The sequence below is a fragment of the Nocardia arthritidis genome (assembly GCF_011801145.1).
In the GTDB taxonomy this organism is placed as follows: domain Bacteria; phylum Actinomycetota; class Actinomycetes; order Mycobacteriales; family Mycobacteriaceae; genus Nocardia; species Nocardia arthritidis_A.
Genome location: NZ_CP046172.1, coordinates 1592321 through 1608571, shown reverse-complemented (window position 1 = coordinate 1608571; position 16251 = coordinate 1592321). Strand labels below are relative to the sequence as shown.

Below are 16251 nucleotides of genomic sequence, written 5' to 3'. Positions count from 1 at the left end.
GAAGGGTTTGCCACGTGGAAGACACTGCGCAGCAACAGAATTCGAATATCCTGGAATTCCGGCTGCCGGATCTCGGCGAGGGGCTCACCGATGCCGAGCTGGTGTCATGGGCGGTCGCGGTCGGCGACACCGTCGAACTGAATCAGACCATCGCCGAGGTGGAGACGGCCAAGGCGGTGGTCGCGCTGCCGTCGCCGTTCGCCGGGCGAGTCGTCGAATTGCTGGCCGAGCCGGGGGCGACGGTGCTGGTGGGCGCGCCGCTGATCCGGGTGGCCAGCGATGCGGAACCTACCACCGATTCGGGCTCCGAGCAGCAGCGAAGTGCGGTACTGGTGGGCTATGGGCCCGAACCCGAGGCCGCGTCTCGTCGGCGTCGGCGACCGGGCCGGACGACCGAGGACGGACCGGTCGCGAACGGCGCGCAGGTCAGCAATGGCACCGTAATGCCGGTCGAGGACCGGGCCACAACCGAGGATTCGGCGAATAACACTGCCGCCCAGACACATTCACCGGAGGCCTATCGTGCGGCGGCGACGCCCGCCGCCCGCAAGCTCGCCCGCGAGCTAGGTATCGACCTCTGGTATGTGGCGGGCTCGGGTCCGGACGGCGCGGTCACCGTCGAGGATGTCCGTGGGGCCGTACCGGTTTCGCAGCCGCGCGTCCCGGCCCCGCAGGCCGCGCCCACCGCGCCGCCGCCGCAGCGGACCCAATCCGGTTCCGGCGTCGTCCGTCCGGCGGCTCGCGAGGAACGCACACCGATCGCCGGCGTCCGCAAGCGCACCGCCGCCGCCATGATCGCCAGCGCCCGCACCATCCCGCAGGCGGCCACCGCGGTCACCGTCGACGTCACCGGCTCGATGGAATTGATCGATCACCTGCGCAGCACAAAGGCTTTCGCCGAGCTGACGCTGACACCCCTTGCGCTGGTTGCCAAATCGGTGCTCGCGGCCATCGCCGAGTTTCCCGGCATCAACGCGTACTGGGACGAACAGAATCAGCAGATCGTCACCAAGCACTACGTGAACCTCGGCATCGCCGTCGCGGCCGATCGCGGCCTGCTGGTGCCGAATATCAAAGAGGCACAGGCACTCAACCTGCGCGACCTGTGCCGGGAGATCGGCTGGTTGGTCGACACCGCGCGCTCCGGCGCCGCGACCCCGACCGACCTGCGCGGCGGCACGTTCACCATCAGCAATGTCGGGGTATTCGGCGTCGACACCGGCATCCCGCTGGTGAATCCGGGCGAGGCGGCCATTCTCTGCCTGGGCGCGATTCGCAAGCAGCCCTGGGTCTATCGCGATGAGCTGGCCATCCGCTGGGTGACGACGCTGACCCTGAGCTTCGACCACCGCCTCATCGACGGCGAATTGGCCGCCCGCTTCCTCGCGACGACGGCGGGTTTGCTGGAGGATCCGCTGACTCTGCTCAGCCGCGTCTGAACCGACCGGGAATGGATCGGCGGCGCGGGGATGTTGGCCGGTGATGTGTCCGCGCGGACCGGTCCTACCAAAGGTGGACGCGACTTTCGCTCGGGCACAGCTACGTTCGTCAAGCAATCTTCGAGCGAATACGGGAGCTGTCATGAGTCTCGATACGGCCCAACGCATCACCATCGAGCAGGACTACTACGAGCCCTACGCGATCTCGCAGGGCATCCGCAGCGGCAACCTGCTGTTCCTGTCCGGACAGGCGGGGATCGAAGCGAGCGGCGCCACGGTACCGGGCGGATTCGAGGCGCAGGCGCGGCAGGCGTTCGCGAATATCGAGGCCGTGCTGGCCCAGGCGGGCGCCACGCTGGCCGATGTGGTGAAGGCGACCATCATGGTCACCGATATGAGCAACCTGGAAACGATCATCAAGCTGCGGCGCGAATTCTTCAGCGAGCCCTACCCCGCCGATACCCTGCTGCAGGTCGCGGGCCTGGCGCAGCCCGATTGGCAGATCGAGATCGATGTGATCGCCCAGCTGGGCAGCTGATCTAGTCGGTGACCAGTGCGGCCGCGGCGGTGCGGATGATCTCCGGAATCTCCACGGGTTTGCGGGTTTCGGCATCCACGTAGACGTGGACGAAGGTGCCGGTGGCGGCCAGCTCCAGCGAACCGTTGGTGTCGCGGAAGATCGCCAGATCATAGGTGATGCTGGAGCGGCCGAGCCGGGAGATACGCAGGCCGACCCGCAGCTGGTCCGGGAAGCTCAGCGAGCCGAGGAACTGGCAGGAGGTCTGGGCGACGACGCCGAGCGCGGGCAGTTCGCGGATATCGCGGCCGGTGGCCTGCATCAGCCAACCATTGACCGCGGTATCGAAATACGAGTAATACGTCACGTTGTTCACGTGACCGTAGTGGTCGTTGTCCGACCAACGGGTCGGCATCGGCCAGAGCACCGGATATTGCTGCTGCGTCACCCGGCCGACGATAGCCCAGTCACCCCGTGCCGGTGATCGCGCGGGCTCACCCCGAAGTGCCGTTTGAACGCGGTGCTCAACGCGAACGCGCTGCCGTAGCCGACCTGCCTGGCGATCGACTCAACCGTCGAATCGCTTTCCTGCAGCAGGTCGGCCGCCAGCGCGAGCCGCCATTCGGTGAGGAAGGACATCGGCGGTTCGCCGACCAGATCGGTGAATCGTTTGGCCAGCGCGGCCCTGGACACCCCGACGGCCGAGGCGAGGCCCCCGACCGTCCAGCCGTGCGCCGGATTGTGCTGCAGCAGCCGCAGCGCCCGGCCGACCAACGGATCACCGTAGGCGTGGTACCAGGCGGGCGCGTCGTTGCGGGCGAACCAGGCGCGCAGCGCGGCGATGAGCACCAGATCGAGCAGGCGGTCGAGCACGACACTCTGCGCGGGCTCGTCCCGAACCGCCTCGTCGACAAGCAATTCCAGCAGCCTGGCGTCGAAATCGCTGCGCTGCAACACGATAAGCGGCGGCAGCGCGCGCAACAGGCGCTGGCTCGCCGCACCCGCCGACTCGTAGGTCCCGGTGACCAGCACGGTCTTGCCGTCCGGGTTGGTCCCCCATTGGCGCAGGCCGAGACTCAGTGTCTCGCAGACGATTTCGCCGTCCGGAGTTTTGGTGACATTGCCCGGCTCGACGAAGATCTGCGGCTCGGTCGCCGGGTCGTCGGCCATCGTGTAGTGGTCCGGACCGCGGAATATCGCGACATCGCCGGCGCCGACCTGCCGGGGCGCACCGTCGTCGGTGACGATCCACCCGCCGCCGCGCACCACCGCGACGATGGTCAGCGGCGCCTCGTCGCGCACCCGCAGCGACCACGGCGGATCCAGCAGCGAACACATCACGAACGCACCGCGGGCACGTGGACCTTCGAGGAGACTGGCGAGCGCATCCACCCGATCCACGGTAGACGATTACGAATGATCGCGAGTCGTTCGACGATGTTTTGTCGACGCGCGCACCGGTGTACTCGAGGCATGACAAAAAACACCGCAAACCAGCCCCTCGTCCTCGTCACCGGCGGCACCGGCAAGACCGGCAGCCGCGTCGCCGCCCGGCTCACCGACATGGGCCGCGCCGTCCGGATCGGGTCGCGTAAGGCCGATATCCCGTTCGACTGGGAGGACCGCACCACCTGGACCCGGGCGCTCACCGGAGTCACCGCCGTCTACCTCGCGTACCAACCCGATATCGCGGTGCCGACCGCGCCGGACACCATTCGCGCGTTCACCGCCGCGGCCAAAGTGGCCGGGGTGCGCCGGGTGGTGCTGCTGTCCGGTCGCGGCGAGCCGGAAGCCGCCGTCTGCGAGGGGATCGTGCGGGATTCGGGTCTCGAATGGACCATCGTGCGCTGCGCCTGGTTCGCGCAGAATTTCAGCGAGGGCGCCTTCGTCGACTACGTGCTGGCAGGCGAATTCGCGGTGCCGAACGGCGATGTGCCGGAACCGTTCGTCGACGCCGACGATATCGCCGATGTCGCGGTCGCCGCGCTCACCGAGAACGGCCACACCGGACAGGTTTACGAGCTCACCGGGCCGCGCGCGCTGACCTTCGCCGAGGCGGTGGCCGAGATCGCGGCCGCCACGGGCCGGGAGATCGCCTTCATCCCGATCTCGCGCACGGATTTCGTTGCGGCGCTGACCGAATACCAGGTGCCCGCCGACGTGGTGAGCCTGCTGGACTACCTGTTCGCCACCGTGCTCGACGGCAGGAATTCCGCGCCCGCCGATGGCGTCCAGCGTGCGTTGGGAAGGGCGCCAAGAGATTTCGCCGACTACGTGAAGGGCGTCGCGGCGACCGGAGTATGGAATATTCAGGAGCAGTAGGGAGTTGGAAAGAAGGTGCCGCGGGATTGGACCGCGACGAGGGGGTCCATTCAACCGGGTCACTGCCGGGTCGACGACGCCTCGGCACCGGTCCCGCGGTCGCTCGATGCGGCGGCAGGCGATCATATGTACCGTCGATTGGTGTCTGCCACAACGCTGGATCGGCCCACCCGCGTCGCGCGCGGTGCGGTGTTCACGGTCTTCACGCTCAACGGCTTTCTGATGGCGATGTGGGTCGTGCACATTCCGGTGATCACCGACCGCACCGGCGTCGATCCCGCCACCCTCGGCAGCTTCATCCTGTTGATGGCGGGTGCGGCCATCGTCGGGATGCGGGTCGCGGGGCCGCTGGCCGACCGGTTCGGCAGCCGGACGCTGGTCGCCGCCGCCGCGACCGTCACGTCGGTCGCCGTGCTCGGCCCCGGACTCGCCGACAGCCCGTTGACCCTCGCGATCGCCCTGTCCTGCTTCGGATTCGGCAACGGCGCGCTGGACGTGTCGATGAATACCCAAGCGGTGCACGTGGAACGCGCGTACGGACGCCCGATCATGGCGGCGTTCCACGCGCTGTTCTCCGGCGGCGGCCTGCTCGGTTCGCTGTTGGGTGCGGCGACGCTGCGCGCGGGCTGGGACGCCCGCCTGACCCTGTCCATCGCGGCCGGTGCGGGAATCCTGCTGACGACGGCCCTTGTTCCCCGATTGCTCCGCGATACTCAGCCGACCGACGCGGATCCGGCCGATTCGCATACCGGTTTCCGAGCGGATTCGGGACCGGCCGATCGCGATGCGCCGCACCGCGATTCCACGCCGATGCCAGGAGCCGCACGCATCCGAAAGGTGCTCGCGCTGGCCGGGATCGCGTTCGGGGTGCTGCTCGCCGAGGGCGTCGCCAACGACTGGAGCACCCTGCACATGCGCGACCACCTGAACGCCGACGATGCCACCGCCGCACTGGCTTTCGGCGCGTTCTCGGTCACCATGACCATCGGCCGGTTCGCCACCGACCGGATCAGCGGCGCATTCGGCCGGGTCGCGGTGGTCCGCTACGGAACGGCCATGGCGGCAGCGGGTTTCGCGTTGATCATCGGATCGCTGTGGATCCCGCTGACGCTGCTCGGCTGGACCATGGCCGGGTTCGGCCTGTCCGGTGTCGTCCCGCAGATCTTCACCGCCGCGGGCAATCTGGGCTCGCGGACGGCGGCCACCGATATGTCGCGGGTCTTCGGCCTCGGCTATTTCGGCCTGCTGGCGGGACCGGCGCTGATCGGCTGGTTCACCCTTCTCGTACCGCTGACCATCGCGATGACGGTGCCGCTGGTCGCGGTTCTGCTGTGCTTCCTCCTCGCCGATGCCGTTGCGCCACAGCGGTAATCGGCTACAGATACATACCTGGGCTCGCGGGATCGCTTGCGACGGAACGAATCCGCGCCTCACCGTCGCGGTGCGCGACCAATTCGGCAAGGGTCGCACCGTATTCGACGGTGTCGAGGCGCGGCGCACCCGCCCGGTCCAGCCAGGCGGCGGCCTCCGCGGGCGACAGGCGGCCGACCTCGATCTGCGCGAGGCAGCGCCCGGGGCGGATGACGGCCGGATGCAGCCGGGACAGATCCTCGTTGGTGGTGATCGCGACCAGCACGTCGCGGCCCTGGCCGAGTATGCCGTCGGTGAGGTTGAGCAGACGCGAAAGGCCCTGCCCCGCAGTCTCTTTCGCTTCACCGCGGATCAGCTCGTCGCAGTCCTCCAGCACCAGCAGCCGCCAGCGCTGGCCGTGTTCGCCGTCCGCGTCGACGCCCGCCGCCACCTCCATGAGATAGCCGGGGTTGGTGAACAGCACCTCCGGGTCGAGCACGCAGTCGAATTGACACCAGGACGCCCACGCGCGGGCGAGTGCGCGCAGCGCGGTGGTCTTGCCGGTGCCCGGCGGGCCGTGCAGCAGGATGAGCCTGCCGGTGACCTCGGCCGCCGTCAACGCCATCAGCCGATCCATCGCCGCCGCGACGGCGCCCGAGTAATTGCCCCGGATCTCCGGCCATTCGGGAGTGGAGACCACCCTGCCGCGGCGGCGCGAACCGCGCACGTCCATATGCCAGAAACCCATGTCGACGGTTTCGGTGGCCGCGGTTGTCTCGGTGGCGTCCCGGATCGCCTCGGCGAGCACCGAACGCGCGAGATCGTCGCTCTCCGCCGTGATTTCGAGCATGGCCGAACCGCCGGACCAGCGCACCGAGCGCAGGGTCCAGCCGGGTCCGGCCGAGAGCACGGCGCCGGTGTTGTCCTCCTCGGCGGCCCGCACCACACGGGCGCCGCCCGGACGCAGTGTGGCGTCCGAGCGGACCCGTTCCAAATGCATCGTCCGCGCGTAGGGCTGATCGCCACGCAGGAACGGTGCCAGCGCGAGCGCGTCCAGCGCATCCCGCGTGGTGTAGGAGGAATCGATGGCGGCGGACCACGGAAGCCGGGTCGCGGCGGCGGGCTCCGGCGACGATCCCTGGGCGGGTGTTTCGGAACCGATCAGCCGCAGCGGCTCATTTCGTGCAGACACCCCGACCATGATCATCCCGGGGCCCGCCCGCTGTCCACCGAATTTACGGCGTCACTTCGGCTCGACCAGGCACAGCGTCATCGGATCGGGTTTCGGATAGACGATCGTCTCCCGTTCGGTGTAATCACTGCCGCAGGCGCTCGGCGTCGCCTGACCGGTGACTATCCGGCCGATCTTGAAGTCGGCCGAGGAGGTGCAGGCCACCTTGGTGCTCGCACCGAGTGTCGACGTCTTGACGCAGTCGCCCTGTTTGACGTTCAGGCGCAGGCACAGCGTGTAATGGTTGCCCTTGCCGGTTTCGTAGTAGCTGGCGTAGTCCTTGGTCGCGCAATCGGCGTCGGATTTGTCGATCCGCTGTGCCACCACGTAATTCGCCTCGGCGTCACCGCAGTCCTTGGTCGCGAACTCCGGTTTGTAGGTGGTTCCGGATAGTTTCGCGCACTGGCCGACATTGATCTTCTGTGGATCCGAGCGCAGCAGCCGACTGGCGCCGAACAGCCCGCCACCGACCACCACCAGCACCACGAGCGCGATCACGATCTTGAGCGCCGATTTGCCGCCGGACTGCGGCGGCGTGGGCGAATACGGGACGGGCGGCACGCCGGGAACGCCCGGCTGCTGGCCCGGGAACCCCTGCTGCCCAGGCTGATTCGGCGGCGGGAAGCCACCCTGCTGGTAGCCGCCCGACGGGGGCGGCGGATATCCGCCCTGTGGATAGCCTCCCGCGGGAGCCTGCTGTCCCGGCGCGGGCGGATATCCCCCCGGATTACCAAGCTGCGCGCCTGATTCGGGTTGCGGCGGGCCGTATCCCGGTGTGGCGGGCGGATATCCCGGCTGCTGGCCCCAACCTGGCTGCGGCTGACCGGAATTCGGATAGTTCGGTGGTGTGGTCATCTGATCCCTCCCCGGGTCCGAGAAAATCCGGTCGTACCTCTCGACCGGCGACCTCCACGCAGAATCTAGCCGAATGCAATCCCCGAGTTGTCCGGCGGCCCCGTACTGCCCACTCAGTGAGACGGCCCGCCGTTCCGCATCGAAGCGAAATGGCGGGCCGTCGCCGGTTTTACAGCGCCTTCAGTTCCTCGGTGACCGCACCCACCGATTTCTTGGCGTCGCCGAACAGCATCGAGGTGTGGTCGGCGTAGAACAGCGGGTTGTCGATTCCGGCGAAGCCGCTGTTCATGGATCGCTTGAGCACGATGACGCTCTTGGCCTGGTCCACGTTCAGCACCGGCATGCCGTAGATCGGGCTGGAGCTGTCCTCGCGGGCCGCCGGATTGGTGACATCGTTCGCGCCGATCACCAGGGCCACATCGGTGCGGGCGAATTCGCCGTTGATGTCGTCCATTTCCTTGAGCGCGTCATAGGACACCTCGGCCTCGGCCAGCAGCACGTTCATATGGCCGGGCATGCGGCCCGCGACCGGGTGGATGGCGTATTTGACCTCGACGCCCTTGGCCTCGAGCAGCGCGGCCATCTCCTTCACCGCGTGCTGGGCCTGCGCCACCGCCATGCCGTAGCCGGGGACGACGATCACCTGGTTCGCGTAGGCCATCTGGATCGCGGCGTCGGCCGCGGAGGTGGCCTTGGCCTGCTTCTGCTCACCGCCCGCGCCGCCGACGGCGACACCGCCACCGCCGAAGCCGCCCGCGACGATGGCCGGGATGGACCGGTTCATCGCCTTGGCCATCAGGTTGGTCAGGATCGAACCGGACGCGCCGACGATCATGCCCGCGACGATCATCGCGGTGTTGTTCAGCGCCAGACCCGCCGCGGCGGCCGACAATCCGGTCAACGCGTTGAGCAGCGAGATCACCACGGGCATATCGGCGCCGCCGATCGGCAGCACCACCATCAGCCCGAGCACACCGGCCAGCACCAGCACCGCGATCATCCACAATTGGGACACACCATCTTTGGTGGCGCCGACCCCGATCACCACCGCGGCCGCGACGGCGCCCGCGAACAGCAGCAGGTTCAGCGGCTGCTGCAGTTTCCCGATGCCGATCGGGCGGCCGGGCAGGATCTCCTGCAGTTTGCCGAAGGCGATCAGCGAACCCCAGAACGACACCGAACCGATGATCGCCGCGAACAGCGACCCGATGACGATATGCACCGTCGGCTGCTCGTCGAAGTGCGAAAAGCCTTGGGAATTGATGAATTCCGACCAGGCGATGAGCGCGACGGTGCCGCCGCCGACACCGTTGAACGCGGCCACCAGCTGCGGCATCGCGGTCATCTTGGTGAACTTGGCGGGCGGAACGCCGAGCAGTACGCCGACGACGACGCCCGCGATGATCAGGATCCAGTTCGAGGTGTGCCGCACCGAAATCAGCGTCGCCACAACGGCGATCACCATGCCCGCCGCGGCGATCAGGTTGCCGCGCACCGCGGTCTTCGGACCGGTCAGGCCCATCAGGCCGTAGATGAACAGCGCGAACGCGACGATATATAGCCCGTTGACCAGGTAGGTCACATTGTCGAAGGTGTGCATCACTTGGCCGCCTTCTTGCTCTTGAACATGCCGAGCATGCGGTCGGTGACCACGAAACCGCCGATCACGTTGAGGGTTCCGAACACGACGGCGATGAACAGGATGATCTGGGTGAGGATCGACGGATCCTTGACATTGCCGAGCGTGACCAGCGCGCCGAGCACGACGATGCCGTGAATGGCGTTGGTGCCCGACATCAGCGGGGTGTGCAAGGTGTTGGGCACCTTGGAGATCACGGCGAATCCGACGAACCCGGACAGCACCAGGATCGCGATATTCGCGAGAAGTTCTGTGTACATTACTTTTCCACCTCACGGGTGACGCACGAATCCGCCAGCACCTGATCGCTGAAGTCCGGGGCCAGTTTTCCGTCCACCAGCATCAGTTCCAGCAGTGCCGCAATGTTTTTCGAGTACAGCTCGCTGGCGTGTTCGGGCATGGTGGCCGGCAGGTTCAGCGGTGAGGCGATGGTGACCTCGTGCTTGACAACGGTTTTGCCGGGTTCGGTGAGTTCGCAGTTGCCGCCGGTCTCGCCGGCCAGGTCGACGATCACGCTGCCGGGCTTCATCCCCTCGACGGCCGCGGCGGTGACCAGGCGCGGCGCGGGGCGACCCGGCACCAGCGCGGTGGTGATCACCACGTCGAAGCCCTTGATCGCGTCCTCCAAAGCCTGCTGCTGCCTTGCCTTTTCGTCGTCGGTGAGCTCGCGGGCGTAGCCGCCCTCACCGGCGGCGTCGATGCCGAGGTCGAGCCACTGCGCGCCGACCGAGCGCACCTGATCGGCGACCTCGGGGCGCACGTCGTAGCCGGTGGTGCGCCCGCCGAGCCGCTTCGCGGTGGCCAGCGCCTGCAGTCCGGCCACGCCGACGCCGAGCACGAGCACGGTCGCGGGTTTGACGGTGCCCGCGGCGGTGGTGAGCATCGGGAAGAAGCGGGTCGATTCGGATGCGGCGAGCAGCACGGCCTTATAGCCCGCGACATTGGCCTGTGAGGAGAGCGCGTCCATCACCTGGGCGCGCGAGATGCGCGGGATCGCCTCCACCGCGAAGGCTTGCACCCCAGCGGATTTCAGTTTCGCGATCTGGTTGTCGGCATTGCGCGGGGCCAGGAAGCCGATGAGGGTCTGTCCGGCCGCCAGCTTGGCCACCTCCGCGTCGTTGGGCGGCGCGACCTTGACGACGACGTCGGCCGACCATGGATCGCCGATGGTCGCGCCCGCCGCGACGTAGGCGTCGTCGGGGATGAGCGCGCCGAGGCCGGCGCCGGGCTCGATCACCACATCCACACCGTGCTTGACCAGACTCGGAATGATCTTCGGTACCAATGCGACACGTCGTTCGCCCGCGTTCGACTCGCGAACAACTCCGACACGCGCGCCACGCGGCGACGAATCGCCTACGCTCTGCGTTGCCTCCACTTGTCTGACTTCCTTCTCGTGCTGAGTTTCGAGCCACCGATAGACGGCCGGGGCGATCTACTGTTCGCCGACTGCGCTGTGTCGTCGGCCTGAGCGTTATTACTTGTGAGTAAGGTTGCCTGGATCTCGCAAACTGTACCCGGCCCGCGGTGAGCGTATCTGAGATGCCCGTCACATACGGGAGCCGGATTCCGGCGTTATGCCCGAATCTCCCGGCAGTGCCGTCATCGGTCACCTCCTACCCGTACCTGGCGAATCGGTCGATCGCCGATTTCGATGGTGATCGGCTCGGGCGAGCCGAACAAGACCGAACGTACGGGTCGCTTACTTACTCAAAGGTTCGAGACGAGGTCGGCCGTACTGTGTAAAACCGGACAGTGACGCGGATCATGACCAGGCCGTAAGGTCTGCCCTGTGAAGGACTGCGTGTTCTGCCGCATCGTGGCGGGTGCGGCGCCCGCCACCAAGGTCTACGAGGACGAGACGCTGTGCGCGTTCCTCGATATCCGGCCGATCGTGCGCGGCCACACGCTGGTGATTCCCAAGCGGCACGCCACCGAGCTGGAGGATCTGGACGCCGAACTGGGCGCGCACATATTCCGCGCCGGGCACCGGCTGGCGCTGGCCATCCGGCGCAGCAGCCTGGCCGCGAACGGCGCGAACCTGGTGCTCAACGACGGCACCGCGGCCTTCCAGACGGTTCCGCACGTGCACCTGCACGTCATCCCGCGGCGCAAAGGCGACAGATTGAGCTTCGCGACGGGCCTGGTGCTGCGCCGCCCGCACGATCCCGAATCCACCGCGGCCGCCATTCGCGCGGGCATCGCGGCGCTGGACGCCGACTGAGTTCGACCGAATACCGCTGGACGAGAGAGGAATTCGCATGACCGACCGCACCCTGGAGCGTCCGCCGCTGATCGCCGGGCTCGCCGAGCAGTGGGACGCGATCGCCGCGCTGGTCGCCGGCCTGGACGAAACCGGCTGGCGCACAGCGTCTCCGCTGCCGGGGTGGACGGTTTTCGACGTGGTGGCCCACGTTGTCGGCACCGAATCCTGGTTGCTCGGCGAGAAACCGCCCGCGCTGCCGGACGGGGTCGAGAAGATCGATGTGCGCACGCTGCCGCACGTGCGCAACGACACCGCCGCGTTGAACGAGATCTGGGTGCAGCGGCTGCGGCCCCGCTCGGGCGCACAGCTGCTCGAGCTGTACCGGGAGGTGATCGATCGACGCCGGAAGGCCTTGGCGGCCATGGACGATGCGCAGTGGCAGGCCGAGACGCCGTCACCGATCGGGCAGGTGAGCTACGGCCGGTTCATGCGGGTGCGGCTGTTCGACTGCTGGATGCACGAACTCGATATCGCCGACGCACTGGGTGTCACGGTGGACGAGGGCGGTGCGCGGGCCGAACTCGCCTTCGCCGAATTCGCCGGTTCGATCCCCAGGGTGGTGGTGAAACGCGGTGGTGCGCCGCAGGGTTCGCGGATCGCCGTCACGCTCACCGGTCCGTTGGCGCGCGAGCTGCGCATTCAAGTGGACGGGCGGGCCGCTTATGTCGAATCCTTCGACGGGCCGGAAACCGTCGGAATACGCTTGGATTCGGGGCTTTTCGTGCGACTCGGCGGCGGGCGCACCGCGGCGGCCGACCACCTCGGTGAGATCGCCATCACCGGTGACGCGGAGCTGGGCCGCAGGCTCGTCGACAACCTGGCCTTCACGCTGTAGATGCGACTATTCCTGTCCAGCTACCGGTTCGGCGCGCACCACGACCGGCTCGTCGAGTTGGCCGGCGCGCCGGGCCGGGTCGCGCTTGTTCCCAACGCCTGTGACGCCTGGCCCGCGGCCTGGGCGTCGGCGGTGACCAGCGATCTGGTGCCGCTGCGGCGGCTCGGCTACACGCCCGAGGTGCTCGATCTGCGCGAATACCTCGGGCGCGGTGCGGAACTGACGCGCAAGCTCGCGGATTATCCACTGGTGCTGGTGCGCGGCGGCAACACCTTCGTGCTGCGCGCCCAGTTCGCCCGCAGCGGAGCCGATCTCGCGCTCACCCGGCTGCTGGCCGACGACGCACTGGTCTACGCCGGATACAGCGCGGGCGCCGCCGTCATGACACCCGACCTGCACGGCCTGGAGACGGTGGACGATCCGGCCGAGGTCGCGACCGCCGGCGGCGGCGAAATCCGCTGGGACGGCCTCGGATTGGTCGACCGCCCGATCGTCCCCCATATCGACTCACCGACCGATTTCGACGGTGAGTGCAAGCGATTCGCCGAAGGCCTTCGCGCCCAAGGCATCCCGCACTGGGCGCTCACCGACGACGATGTCATCGTGGTAGACGGCGCCCGAGTCGAGGAACTGATCAAGCCAACGGCGACATGAAGGTCCACAGGCGGCCCTCCGGGTCGCGGGCGCTGTAGTCGCGGTAGCCGTAGAACTGATCCGTCGGCTCGTAAAGTATTTCCGCGCCACCGGCTTTCGCGTGCCGGAAGTGCGCGTCGACATCATCGACCACGATCGACATGCCCTCGGTGCACGCGCCGACCGTCGCAGGCGACTGCAGGCCGAACTGTTCGGAGACCGCGTGCAACCAGATCACCCCGTCGCCCGCGGTGACCTCACCGTGGTGCACGGTGCCATCCGCACCGCGGCTCAGCTCACCCGGCTCCAAACCGAAGACGGTGGTGAGGAATTCGTGCGCGGCGGCGATGTCGCGGTAGACCAGCGTCGGTATGCGGCGTCGAATCTTGGTGTCCAGCATGGCCATATCCTCCAAAGTGCCCAGCAGCTCGGGTGTTTCGAGACTGCGGTGATCGGTGATCGCGGCGACCATCGCGGTCAGCCGGTGGCGCAGCCGATGCCCGACGGCCAGCCGATGGTCGAGCTGGGCCATGTGCCGGTGCAGCACTCCGCGCAGATCCCACGCCGGATCGTCGAGCGCGGCGGCCACCTCGTCCAGCCGCAGCCCGAGCCCGCGCAGCAGGCCGATGCGGTACAGCCGCTGCACATCGTCGCCCGAATACAGCCGATGCCCGGCGCCGCTGCGGCCCGAGGGCGAGAGCAGCCCGATCTCGTCGTAGTAGTGCAGGGTGCGGACGGTCAGCCCACTGGCCGCGGCCAGCTCGCCGACCTTGACGTACTCGCTCGTCTTCGCCACGAATCCGACGGTAGGTCCTCACGCCGCGTGAGGTGCAAGGGTTCAGAGGTAGAGGCCGGTGCCGTGTTCGGGTTGTTCGCTGGCCACCGCGTGCAGGTCGCGTTCGCGCAGGACCAGGTAGGCCTGGCCCTTGATCTCGACCTCGTACTGGTCGTCGGCGCTGAACAGCACCCGGTCGCCGACCCGGACCGAGCGCACGTGCGCGCCTACGCCGGACACCTGGCCCCAGGTCAATCGCTTGGCAACCTGCGCCGTCGCCGGAATCAGAATTCCTCCGCTGCTACGGCGTTCGCCCGCCTCGGGCGTCACCCGGATCATGACCCGGTCGTGCAGCATCTGAATTTCGAGTTGAGCTTCGGACACCGGCGGAGTGTACCGGGCGACTAGTACGCGTCCGTCGCTAGTTCCGGTTCGGCCGGGGTGTCCCGGCGGCGGAACACCACCCAGCGCATCGCGCTGTACATGTAGATCGCCTCGCAACCACCCGCCAGCAGCCGGGACAGGTGGTATTCGACGCCGAGCATCGCCAGCCCGCTGCCGACGCCCATGATGAACGCGAGATAGTTGATCGCCACAACGATCACGTAGACGGCCGTCTGCCTGCCCACCGGCGCGTGCGAATGGAAGTTGAAGGTGCGGTTGAGCAGGAAGCTCAGCCCGAACGCGCAGATATAGGCCACGGTCACCGCCAGCCAGACCGGAACGCCGAGCCCGCCGTGCAGCACCGTGAGCAGCGTCAGATCCACCCCGAAGGTGAATCCGTTGATCAACGCGAAACCCAGGAAGGTCGGTGCGACAAGACGATTCAGCCCCAGCGGCAGCCGCGCCACCACGGCCGCGCACCAGCGGGAGAAGCGATCCGCGACGGTTTCGATCCGGGGATGATCAGACACCCGGCCAGCCTGCCAGCGGCAGGTGTCCACCAGATGATCAACCGGCAAACCCGCACCTCAGGACGGATCGGGCCGCAGAGCGCTAGCGTGAATGTCGTGGACCTGCATGACCTGATCACCCGACTACCCGACGGCGCGGTGCTCACCGATCCGGACCTTCTCGCGAATTACCGCCAGGACTGGGCGCGCGACCCCGGCGCGGGCACACCGCTCGCGGTGGTCCGCGCGACCGGCACCGAGGACGTCGCCGCGACGCTGCGCTGGGCGCATGAGCACCGGGTGCCGGTGGTGCCGCGCGGGGCCGGTTCCGGGCTGTCCGGCGGGGCGACCGCGGTCGACGGCGGCATCGTGCTCAGCACCGAGCGCATGCGTGCCATCACCGTCGATCCGGTGACGCGAACCGCCGTAGTACAACCGGGTCTGCTCAACGCCGAGGTGAAACGCGCTGTCGCGGAACACGGTCTGTGGTATCCGCCGGATCCGTCGTCGTTCGAGATGTGCTCGATCGGCGGTAACGCGGCCACCAACGCGGGCGGGCTGTGCTGCGTGAAGTACGGCGTGACAACGGATTACGTGCTCGGCATGGAGGTGGTGCTGGCCGACGGCGCGGTGGTGCGGCTCGGCGGGCCGCGGTTGAAGGATTCGGCCGGGCTCTCGCTCACCAAGCTGTTCGTCGGCAGCGAAGGCACTTTGGGCGTCATCACCGAGCTCACGCTGCGCCTGCTGCCCGCACAGCCGCCGCAGAGCACAGTGGTGGCCAGCTTCGCGACCTTGACGGCGGCCACCGAGGCGATCCTGTCCATCACCGGCCAATTGCGGCCGTCCATGCTGGAATTCATGGATTCGATCGCCATCAACGCGGTCGAGGATTCGATGCGGATGGGTTTGGATCGCGACGCGGCGGCGCTGCTGGTCGCCCGCTCCGACGCGCCAGGCGAATTCGCCGCGCACGAGGCCGGGATCATGCTGGCCGCATGCGAAAAGGCCGGTGCGACAGAGGTTTTCCACACCGAAGATCTGGAGGAGGGCGAGGCGTTCACCGCTGCAAGGCGTTTCGCCATTCCGGCGGTGGAGAAGATCGGTCCGCTGCTACTGGAGGATGTCGGGGTGCCGCTGCCCCGGCTCGGCGATCTGGTCACCGGCATCGCCGAGATCGGCCGGCGCAACGAGGTGACCGTCTCGGTGATCGCGCACGCGGGCGACGGCAACACCCACCCGCTGATCGTGCACGACCCGACCGACCCGGACAACACCGAGCGCGCGCATCGCGCCTTCGGCGAGATCATGGATCTGGCCATCGCGCTGGGCGGTACCATCACCGGCGAGCACGGTGTCGGACGGTTGAAGAAAGCGTGGCTGCCCGATCAGCTCGGCCCCGACGTTATGGCGCTCACCCGGCGGATCAAGGACGCACTCGATCCGCACGGGATTCTCAACCCCGGCTCGATCCTCTAACGGAACAATCGATCCCGCTC

The 16251-nt window shown here is 67.7% G+C and carries 18 protein-coding genes; 8 read left to right on the top strand and 10 right to left on the bottom strand.

All coding sequences use genetic code 11. The features are described from left to right. Positions 1 to 14: 14 nt before the first annotated feature. On the top strand, positions 15 to 1439 hold the full coding sequence (locus F5544_RS07095) for a dihydrolipoamide acetyltransferase family protein (protein ID WP_167472441.1): 1425 nt from the start codon (positions 15 to 17) through the stop codon (positions 1437 to 1439). 142 nt (positions 1440 to 1581) lie between these two features. After that, on the top strand, positions 1582 to 1977 hold the full coding sequence (locus F5544_RS07090) for a RidA family protein (protein ID WP_167472440.1): 396 nt from the start codon (positions 1582 to 1584) through the stop codon (positions 1975 to 1977). Between the two features lies 1 nt (position 1978). Here F5544_RS07090 and F5544_RS07085 read toward each other — a convergent pair whose 3' ends face one another. Together F5544_RS07085 and F5544_RS07080 are read right to left on the bottom strand one after the other, a co-directional pair. Then, positions 1979 to 2371, bottom strand: coding sequence for an acyl-CoA thioesterase (locus tag F5544_RS07085; RefSeq protein WP_167479032.1), 393 nt, complete (start codon positions 2369 to 2371; stop codon positions 1979 to 1981). Between the two features lie 29 nt (positions 2372 to 2400). Next, positions 2401 to 3348 (bottom strand): AraC family transcriptional regulator, encoded by a 948-nt coding sequence (locus F5544_RS07080; RefSeq protein ID WP_167472439.1) that lies wholly within the window; start codon positions 3346 to 3348, stop codon positions 2401 to 2403. An 81-nt stretch (positions 3349 to 3429) separates the two neighbouring features. Between F5544_RS07080 and F5544_RS07075 the strand changes: the two genes are divergently transcribed. Together F5544_RS07075 and F5544_RS07070 are read left to right on the top strand one after the other, a co-directional pair. Next, a complete protein-coding gene (locus F5544_RS07075) occupies positions 3430 to 4278 on the top strand; it encodes an NAD(P)H-binding protein (protein WP_167472438.1) in 849 nt (282 codons plus the stop codon). Between the two features lie 141 nt (positions 4279 to 4419). After that, the gene (locus tag F5544_RS07070) at positions 4420 to 5649 is read left to right on the top strand and encodes an MFS transporter (protein WP_238847127.1); all 1230 of its coding nucleotides are present in this window, start codon (positions 4420 to 4422) and stop codon (positions 5647 to 5649) included. A 4-nt stretch (positions 5650 to 5653) separates the two neighbouring features. Here the strand turns inward: F5544_RS07070 and F5544_RS07065 are convergent, their stop codons facing one another. The 5 genes from F5544_RS07065 to F5544_RS07045 all read right to left on the bottom strand — a co-directional run bounded on the left by F5544_RS07065 (position 5654) and on the right by F5544_RS07045 (position 10731). After that, on the bottom strand, positions 5654 to 6829 hold the full coding sequence (locus F5544_RS07065; protein WP_167472436.1) for a DUF5925 domain-containing protein: 1176 nt from the start codon (positions 6827 to 6829) through the stop codon (positions 5654 to 5656). 42 nt (positions 6830 to 6871) lie between these two features. Continuing rightward, positions 6872 to 7714, bottom strand: coding sequence for an LppU/SCO3897 family protein (locus F5544_RS07060; RefSeq protein ID WP_167472435.1), 843 nt, complete (start codon positions 7712 to 7714; stop codon positions 6872 to 6874). 169 nt (positions 7715 to 7883) lie between these two features. Next, on the bottom strand, positions 7884 to 9314 hold the full coding sequence (locus F5544_RS07055; RefSeq protein WP_174867571.1) for an NAD(P)(+) transhydrogenase (Re/Si-specific) subunit beta: 1431 nt from the start codon (positions 9312 to 9314) through the stop codon (positions 7884 to 7886). Next, entirely contained in the window at positions 9314 to 9613 is a 300-nt protein-coding gene (locus F5544_RS07050) for an NAD(P) transhydrogenase subunit alpha (protein ID WP_167472434.1), read from the bottom strand. The genes F5544_RS07055 and F5544_RS07050 overlap by 1 nt, the downstream gene beginning before the upstream one ends. Next, positions 9613 to 10731, bottom strand: coding sequence for a Re/Si-specific NAD(P)(+) transhydrogenase subunit alpha (locus F5544_RS07045; protein ID WP_167472433.1), 1119 nt, complete (start codon positions 10729 to 10731; stop codon positions 9613 to 9615). Before F5544_RS07045 ends, F5544_RS07050 begins: the two co-directional genes overlap by 1 nt. A gap of 414 nt (positions 10732 to 11145) precedes the next feature. Here F5544_RS07045 and F5544_RS07040 point away from each other — a divergent pair, with 414 nt between their 5' ends. From F5544_RS07040 to F5544_RS07030, 3 genes are read left to right on the top strand one after another with little or no spacing between them, the layout of a single operon-like run. Further along, the gene (locus F5544_RS07040; RefSeq protein ID WP_167472432.1) at positions 11146 to 11577 is read left to right on the top strand and encodes an HIT family protein; all 432 of its coding nucleotides are present in this window, start codon (positions 11146 to 11148) and stop codon (positions 11575 to 11577) included. A gap of 37 nt (positions 11578 to 11614) precedes the next feature. Further along, complete coding sequence (locus F5544_RS07035; RefSeq protein WP_167472431.1) at positions 11615 to 12454, top strand: maleylpyruvate isomerase family mycothiol-dependent enzyme; 840 nt, start codon at positions 11615 to 11617, stop codon at positions 12452 to 12454. Beyond that, positions 12455 to 13108 carry a Type 1 glutamine amidotransferase-like domain-containing protein gene (locus F5544_RS07030; protein ID WP_167472430.1) on the top strand — a complete coding sequence of 218 codons (654 nt, stop codon included), beginning with the start codon at positions 12455 to 12457 and terminating at the stop codon, positions 13106 to 13108. It begins immediately after the preceding gene. Here the strand turns inward: F5544_RS07030 and F5544_RS07025 are convergent. From F5544_RS07025 to F5544_RS07015, 3 genes are read right to left on the bottom strand one after another with little or no spacing between them, the layout of a single operon-like run. After that, entirely contained in the window at positions 13089 to 13883 is a 795-nt protein-coding gene (locus F5544_RS07025; protein WP_167472429.1) for a MerR family transcriptional regulator, read from the bottom strand. The genes F5544_RS07030 and F5544_RS07025 overlap by 20 nt on opposite strands. A 42-nt stretch (positions 13884 to 13925) precedes the next feature. Further along, positions 13926 to 14246 (bottom strand): GroES family chaperonin, encoded by a 321-nt coding sequence (locus F5544_RS07020; RefSeq protein ID WP_174867291.1) that lies wholly within the window; start codon positions 14244 to 14246, stop codon positions 13926 to 13928. A gap of 20 nt (positions 14247 to 14266) precedes the next feature. Beyond that, a complete protein-coding gene (locus F5544_RS07015; protein ID WP_238847126.1) occupies positions 14267 to 14776 on the bottom strand; it encodes a GtrA family protein in 510 nt (169 codons plus the stop codon). 96 nt (positions 14777 to 14872) lie between these two features. On the opposite strand from F5544_RS07015, the gene F5544_RS07010 reads away from it, so the two are divergent. Beyond that, the gene (locus tag F5544_RS07010) at positions 14873 to 16231 is read left to right on the top strand and encodes an FAD-binding oxidoreductase (protein WP_167472427.1); all 1359 of its coding nucleotides are present in this window, start codon (positions 14873 to 14875) and stop codon (positions 16229 to 16231) included. The last annotated feature ends 20 nt before the right edge of the window (positions 16232 to 16251 follow it).

Coding starts and splice junctions, on each gene's coding strand:
- F5544_RS07060 (WP_167472435.1), bottom strand. CDS start 7,714: ATGACCACACCACCGAACTATCCGAATTCCGGTCAGCCGCAGCCAGGT.
- F5544_RS07065 (WP_167472436.1), bottom strand. CDS start 6,829: ATGGTCGGGGTGTCTGCACGAAATGAGCCGCTGCGGCTGATCGGTTCC.
- F5544_RS07030 (WP_167472430.1), top strand. CDS start 12,455: ATGCGACTATTCCTGTCCAGCTACCGGTTCGGCGCGCACCACGACCGG.
- F5544_RS07075 (WP_167472438.1), top strand. CDS start 3,430: ATGACAAAAAACACCGCAAACCAGCCCCTCGTCCTCGTCACCGGCGGC.
- F5544_RS07050 (WP_167472434.1), bottom strand. CDS start 9,613: ATGTACACAGAACTTCTCGCGAATATCGCGATCCTGGTGCTGTCCGGG.
- F5544_RS07055 (WP_174867571.1), bottom strand. CDS start 9,314: ATGCACACCTTCGACAATGTGACCTACCTGGTCAACGGGCTATATATC.
- F5544_RS07085 (WP_167479032.1), bottom strand. CDS start 2,371: ATGCCGACCCGTTGGTCGGACAACGACCACTACGGTCACGTGAACAAC.
- F5544_RS07035 (WP_167472431.1), top strand. CDS start 11,615: ATGACCGACCGCACCCTGGAGCGTCCGCCGCTGATCGCCGGGCTCGCC.
- F5544_RS07090 (WP_167472440.1), top strand. CDS start 1,582: ATGAGTCTCGATACGGCCCAACGCATCACCATCGAGCAGGACTACTAC.